This window comes from Bacteroides sp. MSK.20.12 (assembly GCF_019052435.1).
GTDB lineage: Bacteria > Bacteroidota > Bacteroidia > Bacteroidales > Bacteroidaceae > Bacteroides > Bacteroides xylanisolvens.
This window is the reverse complement of record NZ_JAHQVH010000067.1, coordinates 1-25,895: the sequence shown is the minus strand read 5'-3', so window position 1 is coordinate 25,895 and position 25,895 is coordinate 1. Positions and strand designations below refer to the sequence as shown.

General features: G+C 40.6%; 23 protein-coding genes. 14 read left to right on the top strand and 9 right to left on the bottom strand.

Going from position 1 to position 25,895, the window contains the following annotated elements:
• Window positions 1-74: 74 nt before the first annotated feature.
• On the top strand, window positions 75-584 hold the full coding sequence (locus KTR06_RS23185) for an HXXEE domain-containing protein (RefSeq protein ID WP_118195222.1): 510 nt from the start codon (window positions 75-77) through the stop codon (window positions 582-584).
• A gap of 65 nt (window positions 585-649) precedes the next feature.
• Here the strand turns inward: KTR06_RS23185 and uxaC are convergent, their stop codons facing one another.
• Window positions 650-2,056, bottom strand: a complete 1,407-nt coding sequence (uxaC, locus tag KTR06_RS23180) for a glucuronate isomerase (protein ID WP_117684230.1) — start codon at window positions 2,054-2,056, stop codon at window positions 650-652.
• A 198-nt stretch (window positions 2,057-2,254) separates the two neighbouring features.
• On the opposite strand from uxaC, the gene KTR06_RS23175 reads away from it, so the two are divergent.
• The 8 genes from KTR06_RS23175 to KTR06_RS23140 all read left to right on the top strand — a co-directional run bounded on the left by KTR06_RS23175 (window position 2,255) and on the right by KTR06_RS23140 (window position 11,363).
• Complete coding sequence (locus KTR06_RS23175) at window positions 2,255-3,322, top strand: substrate-binding domain-containing protein (RefSeq protein ID WP_004316195.1); 1,068 nt, start codon at window positions 2,255-2,257, stop codon at window positions 3,320-3,322.
• Window positions 3,323-3,348: 26 nt separating this feature from the next.
• On the top strand, window positions 3,349-4,788 hold the full coding sequence (locus KTR06_RS23170) for a tagaturonate reductase (protein ID WP_118219888.1): 1,440 nt from the start codon (window positions 3,349-3,351) through the stop codon (window positions 4,786-4,788).
• A 453-nt stretch (window positions 4,789-5,241) separates the two neighbouring features.
• Window positions 5,242-5,727, top strand: a complete 486-nt coding sequence (locus KTR06_RS23165) for an HU family DNA-binding protein (protein WP_004316197.1) — start codon at window positions 5,242-5,244, stop codon at window positions 5,725-5,727.
• 788 nt (window positions 5,728-6,515) lie between these two features.
• On the top strand, window positions 6,516-9,488 hold the full coding sequence (locus KTR06_RS23160; RefSeq protein ID WP_254306458.1) for a PL29 family lyase N-terminal domain-containing protein: 2,973 nt from the start codon (window positions 6,516-6,518) through the stop codon (window positions 9,486-9,488).
• 11 nt (window positions 9,489-9,499) lie between these two features.
• The gene (locus tag KTR06_RS23155) at window positions 9,500-10,186 is read left to right on the top strand and encodes a hypothetical protein (RefSeq protein ID WP_120070370.1); all 687 of its coding nucleotides are present in this window, start codon (window positions 9,500-9,502) and stop codon (window positions 10,184-10,186) included.
• A gap of 223 nt (window positions 10,187-10,409) precedes the next feature.
• Window positions 10,410-10,649: a DUF3791 domain-containing protein gene (locus KTR06_RS23150; protein ID WP_117809808.1), complete on the top strand. Its 240-nt coding sequence runs from the start codon at window positions 10,410-10,412 to the stop codon at window positions 10,647-10,649.
• Window positions 10,619-11,137 (top strand): DUF3990 domain-containing protein, encoded by a 519-nt coding sequence (locus tag KTR06_RS23145; protein WP_120070367.1) that lies wholly within the window; start codon window positions 10,619-10,621, stop codon window positions 11,135-11,137. Before KTR06_RS23150 ends, KTR06_RS23145 begins: the two co-directional genes overlap by 31 nt.
• Window positions 11,112-11,363: a hypothetical protein gene (locus KTR06_RS23140; protein WP_118219891.1), complete on the top strand. Its 252-nt coding sequence runs from the start codon at window positions 11,112-11,114 to the stop codon at window positions 11,361-11,363. The genes KTR06_RS23145 and KTR06_RS23140 overlap by 26 nt, the downstream gene beginning before the upstream one ends.
• A 2-nt stretch (window positions 11,364-11,365) precedes the next feature.
• Here the strand turns inward: KTR06_RS23140 and KTR06_RS23135 are convergent, their stop codons facing one another.
• Window positions 11,366-11,893 (bottom strand): FHA domain-containing protein, encoded by a 528-nt coding sequence (locus KTR06_RS23135; RefSeq protein WP_120070364.1) that lies wholly within the window; start codon window positions 11,891-11,893, stop codon window positions 11,366-11,368.
• An 18-nt stretch (window positions 11,894-11,911) separates the two neighbouring features.
• Window positions 11,912-13,000 carry an SPOR domain-containing protein gene (locus KTR06_RS23130; protein ID WP_074704625.1) on the bottom strand — a complete coding sequence of 363 codons (1,089 nt, stop codon included), beginning with the start codon at window positions 12,998-13,000 and terminating at the stop codon, window positions 11,912-11,914.
• 90 nt (window positions 13,001-13,090) lie between these two features.
• Between KTR06_RS23130 and rfbC the strand changes: the two genes are divergently transcribed.
• The 3 genes from rfbC to KTR06_RS23115 are packed head-to-tail and all read left to right on the top strand — an operon-like array spanning window position 13,091 to window position 15,813.
• Entirely contained in the window at window positions 13,091-13,639 is a 549-nt protein-coding gene (gene rfbC, locus KTR06_RS23125; protein WP_009041064.1) for a dTDP-4-dehydrorhamnose 3,5-epimerase, read from the top strand.
• A gap of 26 nt (window positions 13,640-13,665) precedes the next feature.
• The gene (locus KTR06_RS23120; protein WP_004315344.1) at window positions 13,666-14,979 is read left to right on the top strand and encodes a UDP-glucose/GDP-mannose dehydrogenase family protein; all 1,314 of its coding nucleotides are present in this window, start codon (window positions 13,666-13,668) and stop codon (window positions 14,977-14,979) included.
• Window positions 14,980-15,015: 36 nt separating this feature from the next.
• Window positions 15,016-15,813, top strand: coding sequence for a DUF4738 domain-containing protein (locus KTR06_RS23115; protein WP_004315345.1), 798 nt, complete (start codon window positions 15,016-15,018; stop codon window positions 15,811-15,813).
• Between the two features lie 82 nt (window positions 15,814-15,895).
• Here KTR06_RS23115 and KTR06_RS23110 read toward each other — a convergent pair whose 3' ends face one another.
• Both KTR06_RS23110 and serB read right to left on the bottom strand, forming a co-directional pair.
• Window positions 15,896-17,158: a DEAD/DEAH box helicase gene (locus KTR06_RS23110; RefSeq protein WP_008022427.1), complete on the bottom strand. Its 1,263-nt coding sequence runs from the start codon at window positions 17,156-17,158 to the stop codon at window positions 15,896-15,898.
• A gap of 46 nt (window positions 17,159-17,204) precedes the next feature.
• Window positions 17,205-18,434, bottom strand: coding sequence for a phosphoserine phosphatase SerB (serB, locus tag KTR06_RS23105; RefSeq protein WP_008017556.1), 1,230 nt, complete (start codon window positions 18,432-18,434; stop codon window positions 17,205-17,207).
• 265 nt (window positions 18,435-18,699) lie between these two features.
• Between serB and KTR06_RS23100 the strand changes: the two genes are divergently transcribed.
• The gene (locus KTR06_RS23100; protein ID WP_004315348.1) at window positions 18,700-19,203 is read left to right on the top strand and encodes a thioredoxin family protein; all 504 of its coding nucleotides are present in this window, start codon (window positions 18,700-18,702) and stop codon (window positions 19,201-19,203) included.
• Window positions 19,204-19,453: 250 nt separating this feature from the next.
• Here KTR06_RS23100 and KTR06_RS23095 read toward each other — a convergent pair whose 3' ends face one another.
• The 3 genes from KTR06_RS23095 to lon are packed head-to-tail and all read right to left on the bottom strand — an operon-like array spanning window position 19,454 to window position 24,147.
• Window positions 19,454-20,551 carry an LptF/LptG family permease gene (locus tag KTR06_RS23095; protein WP_004315349.1) on the bottom strand — a complete coding sequence of 366 codons (1,098 nt, stop codon included), beginning with the start codon at window positions 20,549-20,551 and terminating at the stop codon, window positions 19,454-19,456.
• 3 nt (window positions 20,552-20,554) lie between these two features.
• The gene (tgt, locus tag KTR06_RS23090; protein ID WP_004315350.1) at window positions 20,555-21,685 is read right to left on the bottom strand and encodes a tRNA guanosine(34) transglycosylase Tgt; all 1,131 of its coding nucleotides are present in this window, start codon (window positions 21,683-21,685) and stop codon (window positions 20,555-20,557) included.
• Window positions 21,682-24,147: an endopeptidase La gene (gene lon / locus KTR06_RS23085; RefSeq protein WP_008022420.1), complete on the bottom strand. Its 2,466-nt coding sequence runs from the start codon at window positions 24,145-24,147 to the stop codon at window positions 21,682-21,684. Before lon ends, tgt begins: the two co-directional genes overlap by 4 nt.
• Window positions 24,148-24,362: 215 nt before the next feature.
• Here lon and KTR06_RS23080 point away from each other — a divergent pair, with 215 nt between their 5' ends.
• On the top strand, window positions 24,363-25,073 hold the full coding sequence (locus tag KTR06_RS23080; protein WP_217290837.1) for a tRNA1(Val) (adenine(37)-N6)-methyltransferase: 711 nt from the start codon (window positions 24,363-24,365) through the stop codon (window positions 25,071-25,073).
• 66 nt (window positions 25,074-25,139) lie between these two features.
• On the opposite strand, the gene KTR06_RS23075 is transcribed toward KTR06_RS23080, so the two are convergent.
• Window positions 25,140-25,508, bottom strand: coding sequence for a hypothetical protein (locus KTR06_RS23075; RefSeq protein WP_008997447.1), 369 nt, complete (start codon window positions 25,506-25,508; stop codon window positions 25,140-25,142).
• Window positions 25,509-25,895: the final 387 nt, after the last annotated feature.

The following is a 25,895-nucleotide window of genomic DNA, read 5'->3' as shown; positions in this document are numbered from 1 at the left end:
TATATGCATGAAGGGAATTGACTAAACTTAATCCCCCAAGAATTACAACTGAGCCATAATAAGGAATAAAAACGATGGAATACCTATATTTATTGCCCATAGTATTCATGATTCATGAATTTGAAGAGATAATAATGCTTCCGACATGGTTGGATAAGAACAAGGCTATGTTGTACATGCGCTTCCCTTTTATGAAAGATAAAGTAGATTCTTTGAGTAATGCGCCGGTTTTTGCCTTGACGGTATTGGAAGAGTTTATAATTATATCAGCCTGTACGGTTATGTCAATCTGCATGAATGATTTGACGGCTTGGTATTGTTGTTTGATTGCCTTTGGTTTGCACCTGATAGTGCATATCATTCAGTTTTTGGTGATAAGAAAGTATATACCTGTTATTGTTACGTCGGTATTATGTTTACCGTATTGTATTTGGGTGTTTATTCAGGTTAAAGACTATTATACGCTGAATGAAACATTGCTTTGGGGATTTGTCGGCGTTGTGGTTTGTGTTGTGAATCTACTGTTAATGCATAAGATAAGCCCTAAGTTGTGGAGTTGGATGAATGGTAATAATAGAACATAAAAATACCGCTACTCAAAGCATATTCGATTTGGTAGCGGCTTTTTTATAGTGTAACTACTAATCCGTTAGAACTTGAAGAAGTTCTTAGCATTGTTGTAGCTGATATCTTCAATCATTTGGTTTACGCGTTCCATTTCAGATGCAGGGATTTCTCCGTTCTCTACGTCGCGTCCTACCAAGTTACATAATGTACGGCGGAAATATTCATGACGCGGGTAGGACAGGAAAGAACGAGAGTCTGTCAACATACCTACAAAGCGGCTTAGGAGACCAAGCACAGACAAGGCGTTCATTTGTTTTTCCATACCATCCTTTTGATCGAGGAACCACCATCCCGAACCAAACTGAATTTTTCCCGGGATAGAACCATCTTGGAAGTTGCCCAACATAGTTGCAATCACTTCATTTGCGCATGGGTTCAGGTTATAAAGGATTGTTTTAGTCAATTTGCCATTGGTATTCAGGCGGTCAAGGAATTTAGCCATTGCTTTGGCTGTGGTGAATTCACCGATAGAGTCGAAACCGGTGTCAGCGCCCAGTAATTTGAACATCTTGGTGTTGTTATTGCGGATAGCGCCGTAGTGGAACTGTTGAGTCCATCCTTTTTCCCAGTCCATTTCACCGAAGATAACAAGCATGGCTGATTTGAATTTCAGAATTTCTTCTTTGGTCAATTCTGTACCGCCATATACCTTATTAAATATAGCCTTGATTTCAGCATCGGTATAATCTTCTGCGTAGAATTCTTCAATACCGTGGTCAGACAAACGGCAACCTTGTTCTGCGAAGAAGTTGTGACGTTTGCGTAAAGCAGCGATCATATCATCAAAATTGGAGATAGTAACACCGCTAACTTCTGCCAGCTTTTCTACATAACTACGGAAATCAGCAGGGACTTCTACAGCCATAGCTTTATCAGGACGCCAAGTTGGCAACATCTTGATTTCAAATCCGCTTTCACGTGTTTTGATGTGATATTCCAGTGAATCGATAGGATCATCCGTAGTACAAACTACCTCTACGTGATAGCGACGCATCATTCCACGAGCTGAATATTCAGGTTGAGACAGCTTTTCGTTACATTCATCGTAAATTTCGCGTGCTGTTTGTGGGTTCAATATTTTATTGATACCAAATGCAGTTTTCAATTCGAGGTGAGTCCAGTGGTACAGTGGATTACGGAAAGTATAAGGAACTGTTTCCGCCCATTTTTCGAATTTTTCCCAGTCTGTGGTATCTTTTCCTGTGCAGAAACGTTCATCTACGCCGTTTGTACGCATTGCACGCCATTTGTAGTGGTCACCGCCCAACCAGATTTCAGTCAGTGATTTAAACTTGTAGTCGTCAGCTACCATTTGGGGGATGAGATGACAGTGATAGTCGATGATCGGCATTTTAGCCGCATGCTCGTGATACAACTTTTGCGCGGTTTCTGTTTGCAGCAAGAAGTTTTCGTCCATGAAGTTCTTCATTATTACTGTGTTTTAAGTATATAAAATTATTACTTTCTGTATTTATACCTATATCGTATTGATTTTAAAGCTAATAGGCGTAAATCTTGTTTTAGTTTTATTAACCGTTATCGAACACAAAAATAGAAAATTTACTTGGAGTAACAAAATAATTCGTATATTTGCAGCGATTATTTATAATATTTAAGTTTTAGCACTATGGAGGACCAGAACTATACCATTAAAGACATAGCCCGTATGGCCGGTGTTTCCGCCGGAACGGTGGATAGGGTGTTGCACAATCGTGGCGACGTGTCTCCCAAAAGCAAAGCTAAAGTACAAAAGGTACTGGATGAGATTCATTATCAACCCAATGTGTTTGCTATCGGTTTGGCTGCTAAAAAGAAATATTCTTTCCTCTGCCTGATACCTTATTATATAGAACATGACTATTGGCATTCGGTAGTCGGGGGGATTGAGCGTGCCCGGCAAGAGTTGCGTCCTTTTAATGTGGGTATAGATTATCTGTGTTACCATCATGGAGATGAGAAAAGTTATCAGGAAGCCTGCCTTGCTATAAAAGAAAAGAATGTGGACGCAGTGTTGATTTCTCCGAATTTCCGGGAAGAGACGCTGGCGCTGACAGCTTATCTACAGGAAAATAAGATAGCTTATGCTTTTGTTGATTTCAATATGGAAGAAGCGAGAGCCTTGACGTATATTGGGCAGGATTCCTATAAGAGCGGATATATTGCAGCAAAAATATTGATGCGCAACTATTCGGCGGGAGAAGGTCAGGAGTTAGTCTTGTTCTTAAGTAATAACAAAGATAATCCGGCTGAAATACAGATGCAACGTCGTTTGGACGGTTTTATGAGTTACATAGCCGAGGAATATAACAACCTGGTAATCCATGAGGTTATACTCAATAAATCTGATCAGGAAAGCAATCAACAGACATTAGATGAGTTTTTCCGGGCACATCCGAAGGCTGCGCTGGGAGTTGTATTTAATTCCAGGGTGTATCAGTTAGGAGAGTATCTCCGTCATGCGGGACGTAGCATGAAAGGGCTGATAGGATATGACCTTCTGAAAGCAAATGTAGAGTTGCTAAAATCAGGTGATGTGCATTATTTAATCGGGCAACGTCCGGGATTGCAAGGGTATTGCGGGGTGAAGGCTCTGTGCGACCATGTTGTGTTTAAGAAGTCTGTTGAACCTGTAAAGTATATGCCTATCGACATCCTGATTAAGGAGAATATTGATTTTTATTTTGAATTTGTATAATATCAACTTTATAAATTACAACTAACATGAAAGCATTAAACAAAGAAACTGCTCCTAAAACACAACGTCCGGAGCGTATTATCCAATTTGGCGAAGGTAACTTCTTGCGTGCATTTGTTGATTGGATTATTTACAACATGAACCAGAAAACCGACTTCAATAGCAGTGTAGTAGTGGTTCAGCCCATTGATAAAGGTATGGTCGATATGCTGAATGCACAAGACGATCTTTATCATGTTAATCTTCAAGGATTGGATAAAGGCGAAGTTGTTAACAGCTTGACAATGATCGATGTAATCAGTCGTGCATTGAATCCATATTCTCAAAATGACGAGTTCATGAAGTTGGCAGAGCAACCTGAAATGCGTTTTGTTATTTCAAACACTACAGAGGCTGGTATTGCTTTTGATCCGTCTTGCAAACTTGAAGATGCTCCTGCTTCATCTTATCCAGGTAAACTGACTCAATTGCTGTATCATCGTTTCAAAACATTCAATGGTGATAAGACAAAAGGTTTGATTATTTTCCCTTGCGAACTTATTTTCCTGAATGGACATAAGTTGAAAGAAACTATTTATCAATATATTGAATTGTGGAACCTGGGTAATGAGTTTAAAACATGGTTTGAAGAAGCTTGTGGCGTATATGCAACATTGGTAGACCGTATCGTTCCGGGATTCCCGCGCAAAGATATTGCTGCTATCAAAGAAAAACTGCAATACGATGATAACTTGGTTGTTCAGGCTGAAATCTTCCATCTGTGGGTGATTGAAGCTCCGCAGGAAATTGCTAAAGAGTTCCCGGCTGATAAGGCAGGATTGAATGTGTTGTTTGTTCCTTCGGAAGCTCCTTACCACGAACGTAAGGTAACTCTGTTGAATGGCCCGCACACAGTTCTTTCTCCGGTTGCTTATCTTTCTGGTGTGAATATTGTGCGTGAAGCTTGTGAACATGAGGTTATTGGTAAATATATCCACAAGGTAATGTTCGATGAATTGATGGAAACATTGAATTTACCGAAAGATGAGTTGGAGAAATTCGCCAACGACGTATTGGAACGTTTCAACAATCCATTCGTAGATCACGCAGTGACAAGCATTATGCTGAATTCTTTCCCAAAATATGAAACTCGTGATTTACCGGGATTGAAGACTTATCTCGAACGTAAGGGCGAACTTCCTAAAGGCCTGGTACTTGGTTTGGCCGCTATCATTACTTATTATAAAGGTGGTGTACGTGCTGACGGCGCTGAAATTGTACCAAATGATGCTCCTGAAATCATGAACCTGCTGAAAGAACTTTGGGCAACCGGTTGTACAAAGAAAGTAACCGAAGGTGTACTGGCTGCTGACTTTATCTGGGGAGAAGATTTGAATAAGATCCCGGGATTGGCAGAAGCTGTAAAAGCAAACTTGGATTCTATCCAGGAAAAAGGAATGCTTGAAACTGTGAAAGGTATTCTGTAAGATATAAGATATAACCTAAGGTTGATAAAAGTAGAGGGCATTTTGGTAGAGTATACAACTATCAAAATGCCCTTAACTGTTAGATAATTAAGAGACGGTAAGTTATTAATTGTTAAAGATCAAATTTGCATTCTTCGTATTTTTTATTTCCATAACCTTCTTTTTCTTCATTTTCACGGTTTGAAAGGACTCAAATCCTTAATGACCAATTTTGTCTCTTTTTGTATGAATTATTATTCTACTTTTTTGTTTTATAAATGCTTGGTTTATAAGGAGAAAACGAATTTGACATGATGAATATTGCATAAAAAAGTCATCTGTAAAATACAATGAATCAAGACCTTTTTTACCATGGTAATCTTGCTTGTAAATCTCGTAATGTGTTCATACCTTTGTTGCGAAGTCAATAGTGTGGCTTCCTAATATTGTTTAACTTTTTAATCTTAGGCGTATATGGCTATCAGATATAAAAAGAAAAAAATTACCTTATGTTTCGATAAGGAAAATAAGGTAGAAAAGTATGTTGCAGCAAACGTTCTAGTTGGGAGCATCAACTATAACAAGTTATGTGATGAAGTAAATCAGCGGACAGGTGTTCATCGGGCTATGGTGGATGTGGTACTGAAAGGAGTGCAAGATACTATGGTGTCATTTTTAGAAGAAGGATTCTCTGTAAAGTTGGGAGAGTTCGGTTCATTTCGTCCAGCTATTAATGCCGAGAGCCAAGATAAAGCTGAAGACGTGAGTGTTAATACTATTATTAGGAGGAAGATAGTCTTTACTCCGGGAGGTGCATTCAAGGAAATGCTTGGATCAGCTAGTATAGAACTGTTTGGAGATAACGTAACCAATCCTAACGGGGATAACGGTGGAGAACCTAGCGAAGGAGGTGGCTCTTCTGGAGGAGATTCAGGAGAAGCTCCGGATCCGGCAGCTTAATTCTTACTAAAAAATAACTTTAGACAGGGAAAGTTCTTTCAGGAGCTTTCCCTATTTTTTTGATATTTCGGGTAGAAATGCTCTAATTCGCCGTTGGGCAATGGTGAATTTGTGGTTGCCTAACGACATTTTTGCCGTTGCCCAACGGTGAATTTACTGTTAGGTGCAAAATTTTAGTAAGATTTGTATGCGGAAAGTAGGATTTCTACTGGATTTATAATTTGTTTTCCTATCTCTTTTTATCACCTATTTTATCAAAAAGTAAGAAGTATCTTGATTTTTCTTCTGTTAGCTTCTTCTAGAAAATTTATTTGTGAAAATATTTTCAATCTTTGCCGCGTTATAGCAGTAGATTGTTCAAACGCGTATTATCCTCAAGATACAATGAAGATAATTAATCTTCAATATTGCTTTTCATCTCATTTTATCCCAAATTTGCAGTCTCAATACCCCAAGAGTGTTGTTTATGCGAAATATTTTCTATCTTTGTAGCGTTGCAGCAATAGTGTTTGTATGTGCAACATTACATATTAATAGATGAAAGTGTTTAGCTTTTATCCTTGTTAGGAAATCTGGTAAATTTCAATTGACATAAGGATAGCAATAACACTCATCACTTGTATAGTCGTGTGTAATTTTATATTACATATATATACGAGTGTGGGGTATTGTTTATTTATGTCAAGGTTTTACCAGAACCTCCTAACAGATAAACTAACGACTCCACACTTTTTTTATAGACTTACCACTGCTAAGGAGTTGAGGTGGCGACAAAAACTCTAATAATTATGATGAAAAAGACAGTATTCTTTTTCTTAATGATTGCAGCTTTAAGTACTTCATTCTATAGCTGCAAAACAAACACTGATGATTTATGGGATAGTATTCATCAATTGGATGGCAGGGTAACTTCACTTGAAGAACTCTGTAAACAGATGAATGGAAACATTGGAGCGTTGCAAACGTTACTACAAGCTTTGCAAAGTAATGTAAGCATCACAAAAGTAAATCCTGTTACAGAAGGTGGTAAGACGGTTGGTTACACTATTTCTTTTTCAAAGGGAGATCCCATTACTATTTATCATGGAGAAAAGGGGGATAAAGGTGATACGGGTATTGCCGGTAAGGATGGAGTAACGCCGGTGGTTGGCGTGAGACGAGATGCGGATAATGTTTATTATTGGACGTTAAACGGAGAATGGTTAATTGATGATGCCGGGAATAAAGTAAAGGCAGTAGGTGAAAATGGAAAAGATGGAGAAAATGGTATAGATGGTAAACCTGGTATGGATGGTAAACCTGGTATGGATGGCATTACTCCACAATTGAAAATAGAAAATGGTCGTTGGTGGCTGTCGATGAATAATGGCAGTACGTGGTCGAATATAGGGCAGGCTACAGGTGATACTGGTAAAGATGGAGTGGATGGTGACGATATGTTTAGTGATATAGATTATACTTCCAGTCAGGACTTTGTTACTTTCACCTTGTCGAATGGAACTGTTATAAAACTGCCGACTTGGTATGCTTTTGGCGAGTTGCAAAGCTTGTGTGAACAGATGAATACTGATATTTCGTCTATACAATCAATCATTGAAGCACTACAACAAAAAGATGGTATAACTAATGTGGTACCTTTGAATGATAATGGGAAGGTGATTGGTTATAAACTTTATTTTGAAAAACGTGAACCGATAACCATATATCATGGTAAAGATGGGGCAGATGGTAATGATGGTCAAGACGGTTCGGATGGCAAGGATGGGGTGACACCTGTTGTCGGAGTGAAACAAGATACCGACGGTATCTATTATTGGACGTTGAATAGCGATTGGATGAAAGATGATAATGGTAATAAGATAAAGGCGCAAGGTGTTGATGGTTCGGATGGACAAGACGGCACGGATGGTACTAATGGTGTCACTCCACAGTTGAAGATAGAAGAAGACGGCTATTGGTATATATCTTATGACAATGGTTCGAACTGGACAAAACTAGGAAAAGCGACTGGTGCGGATGGAACAAGTGGAGACGCTTTCTTCAAGAATGTGACGGAGGATGATGATTATGTTTATTTGGAGATGCAAGCCGGAAACATTATCTCCGTACCCAAACACAAAAAGCTGTCTATCACTTTCAATGAAACGGAGGATATACGGGTATTAGCCAATCAGACTTATCCCATTCAATATACTATTACGGGGGCTACGGATAAGACTGTATTGAAAGCTTTGGCGCAAGATGGTTTCCGTGCTGTGGTAAAATCTTTGGGTAATGCTTCCGGAGTAATTGAAGTGACTACACCGGGAACGATACTTAGCAGTGAGGTATTGGTTTTCGTTTCCGATGGCGAAGAACGTACTATCATGCGTTCCATCAATTTTGTGGAAGGAGTGATTAATATCACCGACCGTTCTTATACGGTTCCTTATACCGGTGGTACGGTGAGTGTGCAGCTTTCCACTAATATTGATTATACCATAGAAATTCCGGAAGCGGATAAAACATGGATTTCTATCGCTCCGACATCACGTGCCATAATGCGGGATGAAACGATTACATTTAATGTCCAACAGAATAATAATACTCAATTGCGTTATTCGATTATTAAATTAGTTGACAAATTGGGAGTTACTTCTGAAACAATACAGATTACTCAGCGTGGAGGAAGTTCACAGGATATTTACGTGGCAACAGCAGGAACTTTGGAACAACAAATCAATAGTGAAGACGCTAAAATTTTAGAAGAATTGAAAATCACAGGACATCTGAATACCTTTGATTACGAGTTTTTAAAGACTATGCCTAACTTGAAAACGGTAGATCTTTCAGAATTGAGTGATACAAGTATACCGGCTAGTGCCTTTAATAATTCTCTGGTATCTACAGTGTTATTGCCACTGAATTTAAAAACAATTTCAGATAGAGCGTTTTATAATAGTTCTATTACTTCCATTTATATACCTCAGACAGTAGAAAGTATTGGTCAATATGCTTTTGCAAACATTCTTAAATTAACAGGGAATATTGTGATTCCTTCAAAAACTGCAACTATTGGAGAACGCGCTTTTGAATATTCTGCTTTTAACGGGACTTTGATATTAGAAGAGGGAGTGCAGAGTATTGGAACAGCAGCATTTGCTGGTTGTAGCAAAGTAACAGGAGATTTAGTGATACCGAATAGTGTAACAAGTATGAAAGGGTCTGCATTTCAATCTTCTACTTTTACAGGTTCATTGAGTATAGGAAATGCGTTAACGGATATTCCGGCTTATGCTTTTCATGGTTGTAGCTCTTTTAAAGGAAAAATTACTATTGGAGAAAATGTTAAGAGTATTGACGATCATGCTTTTGAAGGATGTGCAGGACTTACTGGTAATTTAATTATTCCTGACAAGGTAGAGACTATTGGCAATTGGGCTTTTAATGGATGTATCGGATTTACCGGATATTTAACAATTGGAACAGATGTGAAAGAATTAGGTTATTTTGCATTTACGGATTATATGACATCTGACAATTTTCCACGAGACATATTAAGATTTTCGAAAGTCTTTTGTAAAGCTTTGACCTGTCCATTGTTGAGAGTATATGAGATTAAGAATCATTATTTTGCGACGGCTTTTGGTAGGTACTCTGATTATTACTCAGGTGAGACACGGTATCCTCGTTATTTAGGAGTTTCAATAGGCTTGAAAGCCAAGTACTCAACTAATCCACAATGGAAATATTTTACTTTAATTGAGGAAATCGAATTTTAAACTATATAATTATGTGTAACTCAAATTTAAGTTCAAATCCTTGCGACCAAATCTGTAAAAAACAAGTCGCATACGACAAGGCTGTTGAAGCCTATCAGTTCCATGTACAGCGTTATCATACATGGGTTAACTATTACGCCATTTTTGTTGGCGCTTTGTTTGTGGCATTTTATACCATTATACCGCAATCAGAAAATGTTCAATGCACTCCTTGCAGTGGAACTATTTTTTCATTTTTAGATAGTATATGGCTACCACTTTTGATTATTACTTTAGGATGGTTTGCTTCTATGTGTTGGCTGGCTAGTATTATCGGACATTATGAATGGATGAAGAGTTGGATACGAATCGTGAAAAAGAGAGAGGTCGATTTCTTTGAAACAACTTCAAGTCAACCATCCAATATCTCACCGGTTTCATCTGAAATATTTGTATATGGAAAAGTAATGAGAGAACCGGATAGAAGTGTACCTAATAATATGCTGCCTAAGTTTATCTCAACTCAAAAAGTAACTCAATGGTTTGTATGGAGTGTTATTTTAATGTGGATAGCAAGCTCTGTTTTTCTTTGGAGATTTGTAGACTATTATTGGTGGATTCCCTCTTTCGGTTATTCACTTCTTACGGCTATAATTGGATATTGTCTTTATGGGAAAGCTCATAAATTGTATTCTTCGGAACATCTGGATATAGCTTGAACATAAAACAATGAAAAAAAGGATAGGAATATTACCAATATATAGATTCCTATCCTTTTTTATTTCTGTTCATATTAGTAATGCCATTTAATATGAACTAGAATTGTGCTTCCTACGGATCGAATGATTCAAAAACAATAAAAAGAAGATTAAACTTTATCTGTTTCCAGATATATTCATTAACTTTGTAATTAGCTCAAATTAGCTTTATACAGAATTTAATATGGGAAATCTGATTGAATTATCACATACTGAAGTGACATTAGCATTTGTAGCGTCCTGCATTGAAAGTACGGCACGCCGATTAGGTAAATCATATCAAGAGGTTTTTACCCGCATGAAGCGTGTAGGTATGATTGAGAATTACATCTTGCCTTGCTATGATGTATTACATACTGAGAGTCGCGAGCATGTGACTGATAATATGATAGAATGTCTGACAACTTGGGAGGCAAAACGATGAAAATAACAGTATATCATGGAGGAACGGAACGAGTTGATGTTCCTATTTGTCGTTTAGGAAGGGAGAATCTTGATTTTGGTCGTGGATTTTATGTTACAGATATCAAAGAGCAGGCTTGTCGTTGGGCTATTGCAACGGCTAAGCGACGCAATACCCAAGCCATTATTAATATTTACCAACTTGATAGAGAACTTGTTTTGGAAAAGGCTCGTTGTAAGGTGTTCAAAGCTTACGATTCGGAATGGTTGGAATTTATTGTAGCCAGTCGTCATGGACTGAATCCGGCGGCAATTTATGATTATATAGAGGGAGGTGTTGCTGATGACCGGGTAATTGATACAGTAAATCTGTATATGTCTGGTTTGATGAGTACTGATGTAGCATTGCAACGTCTAGCTCAACACCAACCGAATAACCAGATTTGTTTGTTAAACCAAGATATAACGGATAAATACCTTACCTATGATGGAACAGAATTGGCTAGGTGACCCTGTGAAGTCTCCTGAAATCCAAGAGATAATATTAAGTAATCGTATCGGTAGTATTGCTGCCGAACTTGCGAAGCGTTTGGAAATAGCTCCGATCAGAGCATTACAATTGTTTTATGAAAGCAAGACTTGTGCTGACTTGCATGACAAGGAGACAGGGCTTTATCTCTATGGCAATCTCTATATCGCTGATGAATTTATGCGAGAATATCAAAATAAACTATAAATTCATTCAGCCGCATGCAAAATAAATGTAGTAGCTCCGATAGTCACAATAGCGCCATCTTCAATGCGTACACGGTCTTTATCTCCCAGAATCTCATTCATGAGGAAAGTACCTGTCAGGCTGGGAGCATCCCGTAATGTATAAACAAGTTTTCCTTGCTTATTGCGTTTGATATTGATGATGCAATGGCGTCGATCCATGCTCATATCACCGCTTTCAATGGGCGTATTGATAGAAGTTCCCACACAACGGCGGCCTATGACATTGTCACCTTCTTGTAAGGGCAATATCTGTTTATAACCGAATACATTTTCGATAACAGTGATATATCCGAATTCTTCTTTATGGGATTCAGCTTCTTCTTCCAGATTTTCTTCCTTTCTAAGAGCCTTTACTTTGCTCTTTCCAAGCCGGATGCTGAATTGCTTGCCGCAATGCTCACATTCAAATACCAGTGATTGGCCTTCGCTATACTTGGTTTCATCAAAAAAAAGGTAATTCTCACATTTAGGACAAAGAATTCGTTTCATGCTTTTAAAAAGGGATTTTTATTTAGCCAGTAACCAGGCATTCTTATAAGTTTCGTTTTTTCTTAGCTCAAGTAATTGCTTGGTCGCTTCATTGCGGTTGTCGAATGAATTGATGCTGACACGTACTTTTCCATCCATGTTCAGCGCTTTTGCATTAGCAAACCCTTTTGATTTTAATTGAGTTGCTATGGCTTCTGCATCTTTCAGGCTGATTCCTCCTGCCACTATGATATGGAAAGGATGATTGGCACTTTCTGGAGATTTAACCGCAGGGGCAGTAGCTGCCGTTTCCTGTTTGGCCACTTTCACTTCTCTAACTGCGATTGGCTTGGAAGTCTTATCCGCTGTATTCTTTTTAGTGGATGAAGTCTTCGTTGAAGAAGAAGTTGAAGCAGTAGCGGAAAGCTTCTTAGCCTGTTGCATTGCATCACTCTTAACATACACAGGAGTTACTACAACCGATTGCTTTTCTATTTGCTCAAAAAGCTCACTGGGTAATAATTGTGCATAATTGTTTTTTTGAACGTCTGTATTCTCTACCGGAGTTGAAAAGGCAAAGAACAATACGATGGCAGCAATCATTGCTGCAGCATTGCGAAGATATGCACGATTGATACTAATTTCAAAAGTCTTCTTTTCCTTCTCCGGATGAGCCGGTATCCATACTTTTTCTTTCTGTTGCAGAACGGAAAGCTCATGCATTTCAAAAGAGTCGAGACCGTATAATGAAGGAGTCGTTATCTTATAGTCATAAGGAACAAACTCATAGTTACCATAAATGTTATAGTGAATCTCGCCTATATTATCCAAATGGGCTTTTCCTTCTTCATGAAGGAGACCGATGAATTCGTTTACTTCCTTTTCTACTATGCGGCTGGCGTCAGCAAAACTCGTGTCATACGCTGACATATAAGATTGCACCAATACGCCGTCATTCAGTTTTAATTGAGGATTAAAGCCGATTGTGCGGGTAGGAGGTAAAAATATATTTTCTTCTTTTACGCGGGTTGCAGGCGAGTAATGCGCTACAAAACCGCCAAACCCCGGAACAATGACGCAATCGTTTTCCAGTAGTAAAGTCTCTATATGTTGTGCCAATTCAATCATGTCTGCAAAATTACGAGATAAATTGAATATATCCCAGAAAACTTCGAAAAATTCACTACTTTTGCATCGTTTTATTTATCACTATCAATAATGAACTATATACAGACGGAAATAGACGGAGTATGGCTGATAGAGCCTAAAGTTTTCTCCGATGAACGGGGCTATTTTATGGAAGCCTATAAGAAAGAAGAGTTTGATGCTAATATTGGTCCCGTAGATTTTATACAGGACAACGAGTCGAAATCATCTTTTGGCGTGTTACGCGGATTGCACTATCAGAAAGGAGAATATAGTCAGGCGAAACTGGTTCGTGTTCTTAAAGGAAAAGTGCTGGACGTTGCCGTTGATTTGCGTAAATCATCGCCTACGTTTGGAAAGCACATCTGCGTGTTGCTTAGTGAGGAAAACAAGAGACAATTTTTTATTCCCCGTGGTTTTGCTCATGGCTTTGCAGTCTTGAGCGAAGAAGCCGTTTTTACGTATAAGGTAGATAACAAGTATGCTCCACAGGCAGAAGCTTCTATTTTGTATAATGATGAAACGTTGGGGATAGACTGGCCGTTGGCAGATTCGCAAATGGTATTATCGGCGAAAGACAGAGAGGGAACTGCCTTTAAAGATGCCGCTTATTTTGAATGAATTTCTAAACAAACAATAGATTAAGTATGAAAATTGCAATCGTGGGAACAGGGTATGTGGGGCTGGTATCAGGTACATGCTTTGCCGAAATTGGCGTGAATGTAACGTGCGTAGACACGAATAAAGAGAAAATCGAATCTTTGCAAAAGGGGAATATTCCGATTTATGAGAATGGATTGGAAGAGATGGTGCTCCGTAATATGAAAGCAAAACGATTGAAGTTTACAACCTCATTAGAAAGCTGTCTGGACGACGTGGAAGTTATATTCAGTGCGGTTGGCACCCCTCCGGATGAAGACGGCAGCGCTGATTTGAAATACGTGTTGGAGGTGGCCCGTACCATTGGTCGCAATATGAAACAATATAAACTGGTAGTTACCAAAAGTACCGTTCCGGTGGGTACTGCCAGTAAAGTTCGTGCGGTTATTCAGGAAGAATTGGATAAGAGAGGCGTGAAAGTTGATTTTGACGTGGCTTCTAATCCGGAATTCCTGAAAGAAGGAAATGCGATCAGTGACTTTATGAGTCCGGACCGTGTGGTAGTGGGAGTGGAGTCGGCACGTGCGGAGAAATTGATGTCCAAGTTATACAAGCCATTCTTATTGAATAATTTCCGTGTGATTTTCATGGATATTCCATCTGCAGAAATGACTAAATATGCGGCAAACTCGATGTTGGCAACCCGTATCAGTTTTATGAATGATATCGCAAACTTATGCGAAATCGTTGGCGCGGATGTGAACATGGTACGTAGCGGAATAGGTTCGGACACCCGTATTGGACGTAAGTTCCTGTATCCGGGCATCGGATATGGTGGTTCCTGTTTTCCTAAAGACGTGAAAGCATTGATTAAGACTGCGGAGCAGAACGGTTATAGTATGCGGGTGCTTAGTGCTGTGGAAGAAGTGAACGAACAACAGAAAAGCGTCCTGTTTGAGAAGCTAAAGAAACAGTTTAATGGTGATTTGCAAGGTAAGACTGTTGCTTTGTGGGGACTGGCATTTAAACCGGAAACGGATGACATGCGTGAGGCTCCGGCATTAGTCCTGATCGATAAATTGCTGGAAGCAGGTTGTCGGGTGCGTGCATACGATCCGGCTGCTGTGCAAGAGTGCAAGCGTAGAATTGGAGAAAAAATCTATTATGCTTGTGATATGTACGATGCAGTGCTGGATGCTGATGTATTGATGCTGGTTACCGAATGGAAAGAATTCCGTCTGCCCTCATGGGCCGTTATCAAGAAGACGATGGCCCAGCAGATTGTGTTGGACGGACGTAATATATATGATAAAAAAGAGATGGAAGAGCTCGGATTTGTTTACCATTGTATTGGTAAATAAAAAAAATAGGAGTATCTTTATACAAAACTAAGATAGATGATGAAAAATGTGGCTGTATCGTTAATGGCAATCCTTTTCGCGGCATGTAGCGGCAATAAGAGTCCCCATTCTCTTCAACAGGAGAAAGAGGATCTTAGCGCAAAAGAGTTACTGCAGGGAATTTGGCTGGACGATGAAACGGAGAGCCCGTTGATGCGTGTGGAAGGAGATACCATCTACTATGCAGACGCACAAAGTACTCCCATTGCATTTAAAATAATGCGGGACATTCTTTACACTTATGGAAATGATACCACTTATTACAAGATTGATAAGCAGGGAGAACATATATTTTGGTTTCATTCCATTACGGATAATGTAATAAAACTGCATAAATCCGAAGACCTCAATGATTCTATCTATTTTGTCCGTCAGGAACTAGTGGTTCCGACTTATACGGAAGTAACCAAACGCGATAGTGTAGTGACTTACAACGGCACTCGCTATCGTGCATACGTATATATCAATCCATCTAAAATGAGAGTCATCAAGACGACTTATTCCGAAGACGGGATTAGTATGGATAATGTGTACTATGATAATGTGATGCACATCTGTGTATACGAAGGTAAAAAGAGCCTGTTTGCCAGCGATATAACCAAACAGATGTTCGACAAAGTGGTTCCTGCGGATTTCTTGGCGCAATCAATCCTGTCAGATACAAAGTTTGTGAAAGTAAACCGGAATGGTTTTCATTATCAAGCTGTTTTAGCCATTCCGGAAACTTCCATATATAGCGTTGTAAATATGGAAGTGAGCTTTAAAGGCGATTTGGAGATTACTTCATCCAAATAAGGACTCTACATTCTATTCAAATAGAAATCAGGTTTTCCCCAATAAGAAATACAGATTCTATCCAAACAAGGAAATACAGATTTTATTTCTGTCTGGGCGCAGGGTAGTTGCTTTTCTTCCCTCCGTTGTTTCTTTTTCCCCGGAAATCTTTTCTTTTAGAGAAATTCCCGTTCCTGTTTTTGTTGAACGAACGCGGTTTGTATTCTGGAGCCTCTCCCAATCCTTCAGGGATAGGAATCTTATAAATCTCTTTCTCCAGAAAATTCTCAATGCTTTTGAAGTTACTCTGTTCCTTTTCGTTGATAAACGTAAGTGCCACCCCGTCATTGTTGGCACGTGCTGTACGGCCGATGCGGTGCACGTAGTCCTCGCTGTCGTGAGGCACGTCGAAGTTGATAACCAGGCGGATATCATCGATGTCGATACCACGTGCAACGATGTCCGTAGCTACCAATATATTGATTCGTCCGGCTTTAAACTCGTGCATGACCGTTTCCCGTTGAGCCTGTTCCAAGTCCGAATGCATTTCACCTACGTTCAGCTTCATTGATTTCAACGCCTTGGCAACTTCTTTAACCTTGATTTTGGAAGAAGCAAAGACAATCACACGTTCCGGAACCTCATCCATAAAAAGACTGCGTATGATGCCCAACTTTTGATTTTCATAGCAGACGTATGCCGCCTGAATAATCTTTTCCGCAGGTTTGGAAACAGCGAGCTTTATTTCTGACGGATCGTTTAAGATCGTATTTGCCAATTGCTGTATCTTTGCCGGCATTGTGGCTGAAAACATGATAGTCTGTCGTTCCTTCGGCAGATATTTGGCTATTTGCATGATATCTTCGTAGAATCCCATGTCGAGCATCCGGTCTGCTTCATCCAAAATAAAATAAGAAACCTTGGAAAGATCGACATATCCAAGGCTTAAATGGGCGATCAGACGTCCGGGAGTAGCAATGACAACATCAGCTCCCAATGTGAGTCCCTTTTTCTGTTGTTCGAACAATATTCCGTCATTTCCGCCATATACAGCAACGCTCGATACCGGCATGAAATAGGAAAATCCTTCCATTTGCTGGTCAATCTGTTGAGCCAATTCCCGGGTAGGAGACATGATGACACAATTAATCGCATCCTCCGGATGTTTACCTTCAGATAATTTGTTCAATACAGGAAGCAGAAACGCGGCTGTTTTACCTGTCCCTGTCTGTGCTACTGCGATCAAATCTTTACCCTCAAGTATGATTGGAATTGCTTGTTCTTGTATAGGCGTACATTCGTCAAATCGCATGGCATCAAGTGCCTCAAGCACATTTGCATTTAATTGTAGTTCGGAAAACTTCATTCTTTTATTTTATTTGTCAGCAAAGATAATCTATTTTTTGGTCTAATTACATATTCAAGTAAGAATCTTTGAACCCGAGGAAATAGAGCACTCCATCCAGTCCGATAGTGTTGATTGATTGCTTGGCATTTGCCACCACTTTGGGCTTGGCGTGGAAGGCGATTCCCAGTCCGGCAACCCCCAGCATAGGGAGATCGTTGGCTCCGTCTCCTACGGCGATGGTCTGTGCAATATCCACCTTTTCCACTTGTGCAATGAGGCGGAGCAGTTCGGCTTTTCGTTTTCCGTCTACTACATCCCCCAGATAACGTCCGGTCAGTTTGCCGTCGATGATTTCCAGTTCGTTGGCATAGACATAATCTATACCGTATTTCTTTTGCAGGTACTGGCCGAAATAAGTGAATCCTCCCGAAAGGATAGCGATCTTGTAACCGTACTTCTTTAATACATACATCAGTCGCTCTACACCCTCTGTGATAGGCAAGTTCTCGGCTATTTCCTGCATTACCGACTCGTCCAACCCCTTCAATAAGGCTACGCGACGGGTAAAGCTCTCTGTAAAGTCTATTTCTCCACGCATGGCGCTTTCTGTGATGGCTTTCACCTCGTCGCCTACACCTGCACGGATGGCCAGTTCGTCAATCACTTCTGTCTCGATTAAGGTAGAATCCATATCAAAACAAATCAGGCGGCGCATACGGCGGTACATATTATCCTGTTGGAAAGAAAAGTCCATTTCCAGTTCGCTGGCCAGCTTCATCAGCTTCTCCTGCATGGCAATGCGGTCTTTCGGAGTACCTCTTACTGAAAATTCGATGCAAGCCCGGGTGCGTGTATCAGTCTGACATTCGTCCAACGGGATGCGGCCTGTCAGACGCTTGATAGCGTCGATATTCATACCCTGTTCGGCTAATATGCTTGTAGCGGCAGAAATCTGGCGGGCGGAAAGTTTGCGTCCCAATACTGTCAGGATATAGCGATTTTTTCCTTGCATGCCTACCCAGTTGTCATATTGTTCGGTGGTGATAGGTTCAAACCGGATGGTCACTCCCAATGAAGAAGCTTTGAACAGGAGTTCCTTCATAATGAATCCGGAGTGTCTTTCTTCACTCTTGAACAGAATTCCCAGCGATAATGTATTATGAATATCTGCCTGGCCGATGTCAAGGATCGTAGCATCATATTTGGCAAGGATTTCAGTCACAGAAGCAGTCAGTCCCGGACGATCTTCGCCGGTAACTCGAATCAGAATCAATTCAGTATTTGATGGTTGCATAAAAATAGACTTTAACTCTGCAAAAGTAGAGAAAAAAGTTCGTTTTTATGCTAAATAACATAAAAAGTTATACCCAAAAAGTGAGATTTTTGCTTATTTGCTTGGAAGTTAATTTAATATTTACTTACCTTTGCACCCGGTTTCAAAAATAAAGGCTCTGATAATCAGCGGATTCCTCTTCGCCTGATGCCTGAAAAGACAACGTTTCGGGAAGAAACCACTGTTTAAGGACAGTCCCGGATAGTATTAACTAAAACCGAATTACATGAAGCATGTAAAATGGATTTTTGTTGTATTACTAATTTGTTCCTTGACCGCTTTCGTTGAGAAAGACAAACCTACCGGAGGTTTGAGTGAGGGCGACGTAGCCCCTGATTTTAAGATCGAATCTACGTCAAATGAGCAACCCGCCTTTAAGTTGGGAAATTTGAAAGGCAAATATGTGTTGCTAAGTTTCTGGGCAAGTTATGACGCGCAGTCCCGGATGCAAAACGTAAGTTTAAGCAATGCGCTTCGTTCTTCTCATAATGTGGAAATGGTTTCTGTTTCATTTGACGAATATCAGTCAATATTTAAGGAAACCGTTCGTAAGGATCAAATAGTTACGCCCACTTGTTTCGTGGAAACAGAAGGCGAGGATTCCGGATTATTTAAGAAATACCGTTTAAATCGGGGATTCACTAACTATTTATTGGATGGAAATGGTGTAATTATAGCCAAAAACATCTCTGCTGCAGATCTTTCTGCTTATGTAAAAGAAATCGGTTAACGATTTTAGGAATGTAAGGAGAAAGAGGGATTTTCCGGATCACCGTCAGGTGAAAACAATGGAGAATAGACAAAAGAGGAAATGGATACAACAAAAAAGTTCCGCCTACACTTGCATTAGCAGGAATAGGCGGAACTTCTTATTTTTATATCTTTCTTTCTGCGGTATATCCGAAACTTTGGGACAGTCTGCGGATCGAGTCCCTGAAGACTGCGGAAGGCTTGCAATCCTTTTATTTGTTGCTTTCTGGTTATTTGGGTGCTTTCTGATACAGGAAGAATGCGATACCTGCATAAAGGATATTGGGAATCCAGACTGCAATGGCAGGAGGCACATTTCCGTTCACAGCAAAGGTGGAGGTAATCGTTTGGAACAGGATATAAGAAAAACTTAACCCTAATCCGATACCCAAGTGGAGCCCCATACCACCTTTTGTTTTCCGGGATGAAAGCGATACACCGATGATGGTAAGGATGAAAGAAGCGAACGACATGGCAATGCGTTTGTGATATTCAATCTCAAACTCCTTGATGTTGGCAAATCCTCTTCGCTTCTGTTTTTCTATATAGTCACTTAGTTCGGGGCTGGTTAACATCTCCTGCTGATTTTTCATGATGAGAAAGTCAGAAGGTTCCATATTGATAATAGAGTCGATTCGATCTCCCTTAGTGATTTTTTCTTTTAAACCATCTAATTCGCGTACCATATAGTCGTGAATTGTCCATTTATGAACAGTTGCAGTGTCATAAGTGATACGGCGTGCAGTTAAATGCGAAACCAGCTTCTTGTCAACGAATTTATCCAATGAAAAACGGTTACCGGTTTTCATGGCGTTGTTATAGTTGTCAATGTAGGCTATAACTCCGCTGTCTACCTCTAACTGTACATTGCTTACCGAATTTTGTTTTTTGGGTTTGATATACCGGTCCTCAAAGTTCAGACGCGTCACGCTTCCTTTAGGAATCACGTACGAACTTAACGTGAAGGTGGTCAGCGCAATGATAGCGGCCGAAATCATATAAGGACGCATCATCCTCTTAAAACTCATGCCGGTGGAGAACATAGCGATGATTTCAGAGTTCTCTGCCAACTTGGAGGTAAAGAAAATAACAGCAATGAAAACGAACAGCGGACTGAACAGATTGGAGAAATAGGGGATAAAGTTCATGTAGTATTCAAAGATGATCTTATCCCAGGGAGCTTCATGCTCCATCAATTTGTCCATCTTTTCGTTGAAATCGAATACCACTGCAATAGAAATGATCAATGCAATAGCAAATACGTATGTCCCCAAGAACTTCTTGATGATATACCAGTCCAGCCGTTTTATAAATCGATTGCTTTTCATTTCTTATAATCTAGTTGATACTCTTTTGACCATCATCGGCTTCCAGGTCGAGAAATCTCCGGCAATAATATGCTTTCTTGCTTCTCCTGCCAGCCACAGATAGAATGCCAGGTTGTGTATCGAGGCAATTTGCATGGCCAGTAGCTCTTGCGCATGGAAAAGATGGCGCAAATAAGCCTTGCTGTACAACGTATCTACGCTGGAAGCCCCGTCGGCTTCGATGGGAGAGAAGTCGGTTTCCCATTTCTTGTTTCGCATATTGATGATGCCATCCTTGGTGAACAACATGCCATTTCGTCCGTTTCGTGTAGGCATAACGCAGTCGAACATATCCACGCCACGCTCTATTCCTTCAAGAATGTTGACAGGAGTTCCGACGCCCATCAGGTAACGAGGTTTGTCTTTGGGAAGTATTTCATTAACAATCTCGATCATTTCATACATCTTGTCTACCGGTTCGCCTACTGCCAAACCGCCAATAGCGTTCCCGTCGGCCCCTTTGGACGCGATAAACTCTGCTGATTGTTTGCGCAGGTCGGGATAGACACAACCTTGCACGATAGGAAAGAGAGCCTGATTGTAACCATATTTAGGTTCCGTCTCATTAAAACGTTGTATACAACGGTCGAGCCATCTGTGCGTCAAACCTAATGACTTTTTGGCATACTCATAATCCGAGTCACCGGGAGGACATTCGTCAAAAGCCATCATAATGTCTGCGCCGATGGTGCGTTCTATGTCCATCACCTTTTCCGGAGTGAAGACGTGCTTGCTTCCGTCGATATGCGAACGAAATTCGGCTCCTTCTTCACGCAGCTTTCTGATTCCGGCCAAAGAGAATACCTGAAAACCACCGCTGTCAGTCAGCATCGGGCGGTCGAAACCGTTAAAACGGTGCAGTCCGCCTGCTTTCTCGATCACGTCCAGTCCCGGACGCAAATAGAGGTGATAGGTATTACCCAGAATAATCTGCGCCTGAATATCCTCTTTCAATTCGGTCAGATGTACTCCCTTAACCGTGCCCAGTGTGCCCACCGGCATAAAGATCGGTGTTTGTATCTGCCCGTGGTCTGTGGTAATCAGACCCGCACGGGCATTACTTTTAGTGTCTGTATATTGTAGCTCAAATGTCATTCCTGGCTGGGTTTCTTAACGGATAAATCAATAGCATCCGACACTTTCTCATTGGTCAGTGCAATGGCAAATACCTCTTTTATATCGTTTACATAGTGGAAAGTCAGTCCTTTCAGATAAATCTCCTGAATCTCATCTATGTTCTTTTTGTTCTCGGCACTCATGATGATTTCCTTGATTCCGGCACGCTTGGCTGCCAATATCTTCTCTTTGATGCCACCCACGGGAAGCACTTTGCCGCGAAGGGTAATTTCGCCCGTCATGGCAATGTTGGCTTTCACTTTTCTTTGAGTCAGGGCAGAAGCCAGGGAGGTGGCCATCGTAATACCTGCCGACGGACCGTCTTTCGGGATTGCGCCTTCGGGAACGTGGATATGGATATTCCAGTTGTCGAAGATCTCTTCGTCCAGATTCAGGATAGAAGCGTGTGCTTTGATATATTCAAGTGCCAGCATGGCAGATTCTTTCATCACATCTCCCAGGTTACCGGTCAGTGTGAGACGTCCGCCTTTGCCACGGCTCAAGCTCGTTTCTACAAATAAGATTTCGCCTCCGACGGCTGTCCATGCCAATCCGGTGACTACGCCTGCGTAATCGTTTCCCTGATACTTGTCACGTGTATATTCCGGTGCTCCCAGGAAGTCATACAAATCCGACGGTTTGATTTCTGTCTTGGCGAAATAACCGTCCGTAGCATATTGACGGGCTGATTTACGAAGGATTTTACCAATCTTCTTTTCCAGCTCACGGACGCCGCTCTCACGGGTATATGACTCGATGATAGCTTCCAACGTATCTTTGGGAAGCTTGATATCTGTCTTTTTAAGTCCGTTGGCTTCCAGCTCTTTGGGAACCAGATGCTTGCGGGCTATCTCTACTTTCTCTTCCGTGATATATCCGCTAACCTCAATCAATTCCATACGGTCGAGCAATGGGCCGGGGATTGTGTTCAGGTTGTTGGCTGTTGCGATAAACAATACCTTTGAGAGGTCGTAGTCTACATCCAGGAAGTTATCGTGGAAAGCAGTATTTTGTTCCGGATCAAGCACTTCCAGTAATGCGGAAGAGGGGTCTCCTTGACGGTCGGCGCTGACCTTGTCTATTTCATCCAGGATAAAAACAGGATTGGATGCACCGGCTTTAATCAAGCTCTTGATGATTCGTCCGGGCATGGCACCGATATAAGTTTTCCGATGTCCGCGGATTTCAGCTTCGTCATGCACGCCGCCCAAAGACATACGTACATACTTCCGTTTGAGCGCAGATGCAATGGATTTTCCAAGAGATGTTTTACCTACTCCCGGAGGGCCATATAAGCAGATAATCGGTGATTTCATATCACCTTTCAGCTTTAATACAGCCAAATGCTCCAAAATGCGTTCTTTCACTTTTTCCAGTCCGTAATGGTCTTTGTTCAACGTCTTTTCTGCGTTTTTAAGGTTCAGATTGTCAGTTGTATACGTACCCCACGGAAGATTGAGCATGGTTTGCAGATAGTTAAGCTGTACGCTGTAATCCGGAGATTGTGGATGGGTGCGTTCCAGTTTAGCCAGTTCTTTCATAAATGTTTCCCTGACTTCTGCGTTCCAACGCATTCTTTCTGCCTTTTGGCGCATTTCTTCTATTTCCTGCTCTTGGCCGCCGCCACCTAGTTCATCTTGGATAGTCTTGATTTGCTGTTGCAGGAAGTATTCGCGTTGCTGCTGGTCGATATCTTCGCGGGCACGCATTTGGATGGATGCCTTGATTTCTGCCAGTTGCACTTCGCGGTTCAGGATTTCCAGTAAGTGATATGTGCGTTCACGTAATGAGTGGATGCTTAACAAGTCCATCTTCTCGTCTTTCTTGAACGGCAGGTTCGAGCAGATGAAATTGACTAGGAACATCGGGCTGTTGATATTCTTAATAGCAAATGCCGAATCTTGATGCATCACATCTGACGATTTGATATATCTCATTGTCAAGTCCTTGCAGGTTTCCACCAAGGCTTGAAACTCTTTATCGTCTTTGCTTGGAATGTCTTCTTCCAAAAGTTCTATTTCACCTTTCAGATACGGATGGGTTTCGATAATGTTTATCAGGTTCAGACGTTTCATTCCTTGAAGGATGACAGTCGTTGTCTGATCGGGCATTTCCAATATCCGCACAATCCGTCCTACGGTACCGATATTGTGTAAATCTTCCAACTTCGGATCCTCTGTATGTGCCGATCTCTGACATACTACGGCAATATCTTTATGCTTCTTGTCAGCGTCTCGTATGAGTTTCAGAGAAGACTTACGGCCCACTGTGATCGGCAGGAATACTCCAGGAAACAACACCATGTTACGTAGAGGGAGTACCGGAAGAATTTCACCAGATTTCACATTTACATCAAATGCCTGTTCATCGTTCCCATCATAGTCAGTGATTAGCGAGAAGCCGTTATCGCTTCCATCTTCCAATAAATATCTTTCTTTCATCTTTTCGTTTTAATTTAGTTTATGTCATACTGATATGCATAAATCGTTTGCAAAGTTAATTGATTCTCTCTAATAATAAAGCACTGCGCAGAATAAAAACACAAAAACAATGCCAAAATATCGGCTTGTAGAGGGAGTATTCCATAATTATTATTTATTTTTGGCGATTTGCAATAAAATAGTAGAATAAAACAGCTTTAAGACAAACGGATAAAATGTCGAATCCTTATTTTCAATTTAAGCAATTTACAGTGTGGCACGACCAATGTGCTATGAAAGTTGGTACGGATGGGGTGCTTTTGGGAGCTTGGGCTTCGGTTGAGCGCGCGCGCCGGATATTGGATATTGGTACGGGGACGGGCTTGGTGGCTTTAATGTTGGCTCAACGCAGTTTGCCAGACGCAAAGATTGTGGCATTGGAGATAGACGAGGCGGCGGCCGGACAGGCCAGGGAAAATGTGGCTCGTTCTCCTTGGCAGGAGCGGATAGAAGTGGTGCAGGCTGACTTTAAGAAATACCGGTCTTCGGATAAATTTGATGTGATTGTTTCAAATCCCCCTTATTTTGTCGATTCGTTGGAGTGTCCGGATCGGCAGAGGGCTGCTGCCCGTCACAATGATTCTCTAACCTACGAAGAATTGCTGGAAGGGGTAAATAGGTTATTGGCAGCAGACGGACTTTTTACGGTCGTGATTCCAACGGATGTGATTGATCGGGTAAAGGCGATAGCTTCTATGAATAAGTTGTATGCGATTCGTCAGCTCAATGTAATTACTAAGCCCGGCGGTATTCCAAAACGTACGCTGATTGCTTTTTCTTTTTCCAATCGGGAGTGTGTGATAGAAGAGTTGTTGACGGAATTGGCGCGTCATCAGTATAGTGAGGAGTATATAGCGTTGACGAGGGAGTATTATTTGAATATGTGATATGGATATATGTAAAAAAAATAAGGCTGATACTTGTTATGTCAGCCTTATTTTTTTCTCTATTGTTTAAAGTAGATACATCTTCGGTTCTTCGTATTTATTAAAGTCAGGAGCTGGCTTATCTATTTTCTTGAAGATACGGGTGTATTTTTCTTTTATTTTTATATAATTATCAATCCAATCTTCATAAGATTCAGATGATTTAGAAAGCAAAGCTACTTCCTGCAGAAAAGCTTCATTTGCCAACCTTTCAGTTTCTTCCAAGTTGCCTTTTATATAAGAAACACAAGCATCGGAAAGAAAGTCTTTATTATCTATTTTCTTCCAAATGCGTTTGACGTTATTAGTCATTCCCCAAATTTTAAAGAAAAGGATGATTTGCAGTATTCCAAATGCAATCATCACTATACCTGTAAATTGTATTAATCCTTCCATGATTTATTATTTTGTTTTTGGTAAGCGATCATAAAGCAAATGAAAATCAAAGTCCATGCTATGAAGATGATAATGGATTGGATGTAATATGTCGGATACAAATAATCGGGGCGATTCATGATGATCATTTGGACAAACGAATAAAGGTGGCATAATAGAATTAGTCCTGATCCTATGCTGCCCAATAAAAAAGCTGTTTTCATAAATATTATTTTTTTGTTATACGATCAATTCTAAGCATTTTTAAGTTTGGAAGTTGTTAGTATTCTAATTTTTCGTAAGTACCAGATTCCTCACCATTTTCAATTTTGAGTTTATTATGGCTCACCCGCAATTTCTTGGGGGTAACTATTTGTAGCTTTCTTTAAAGTGATTACTTTTGTAATA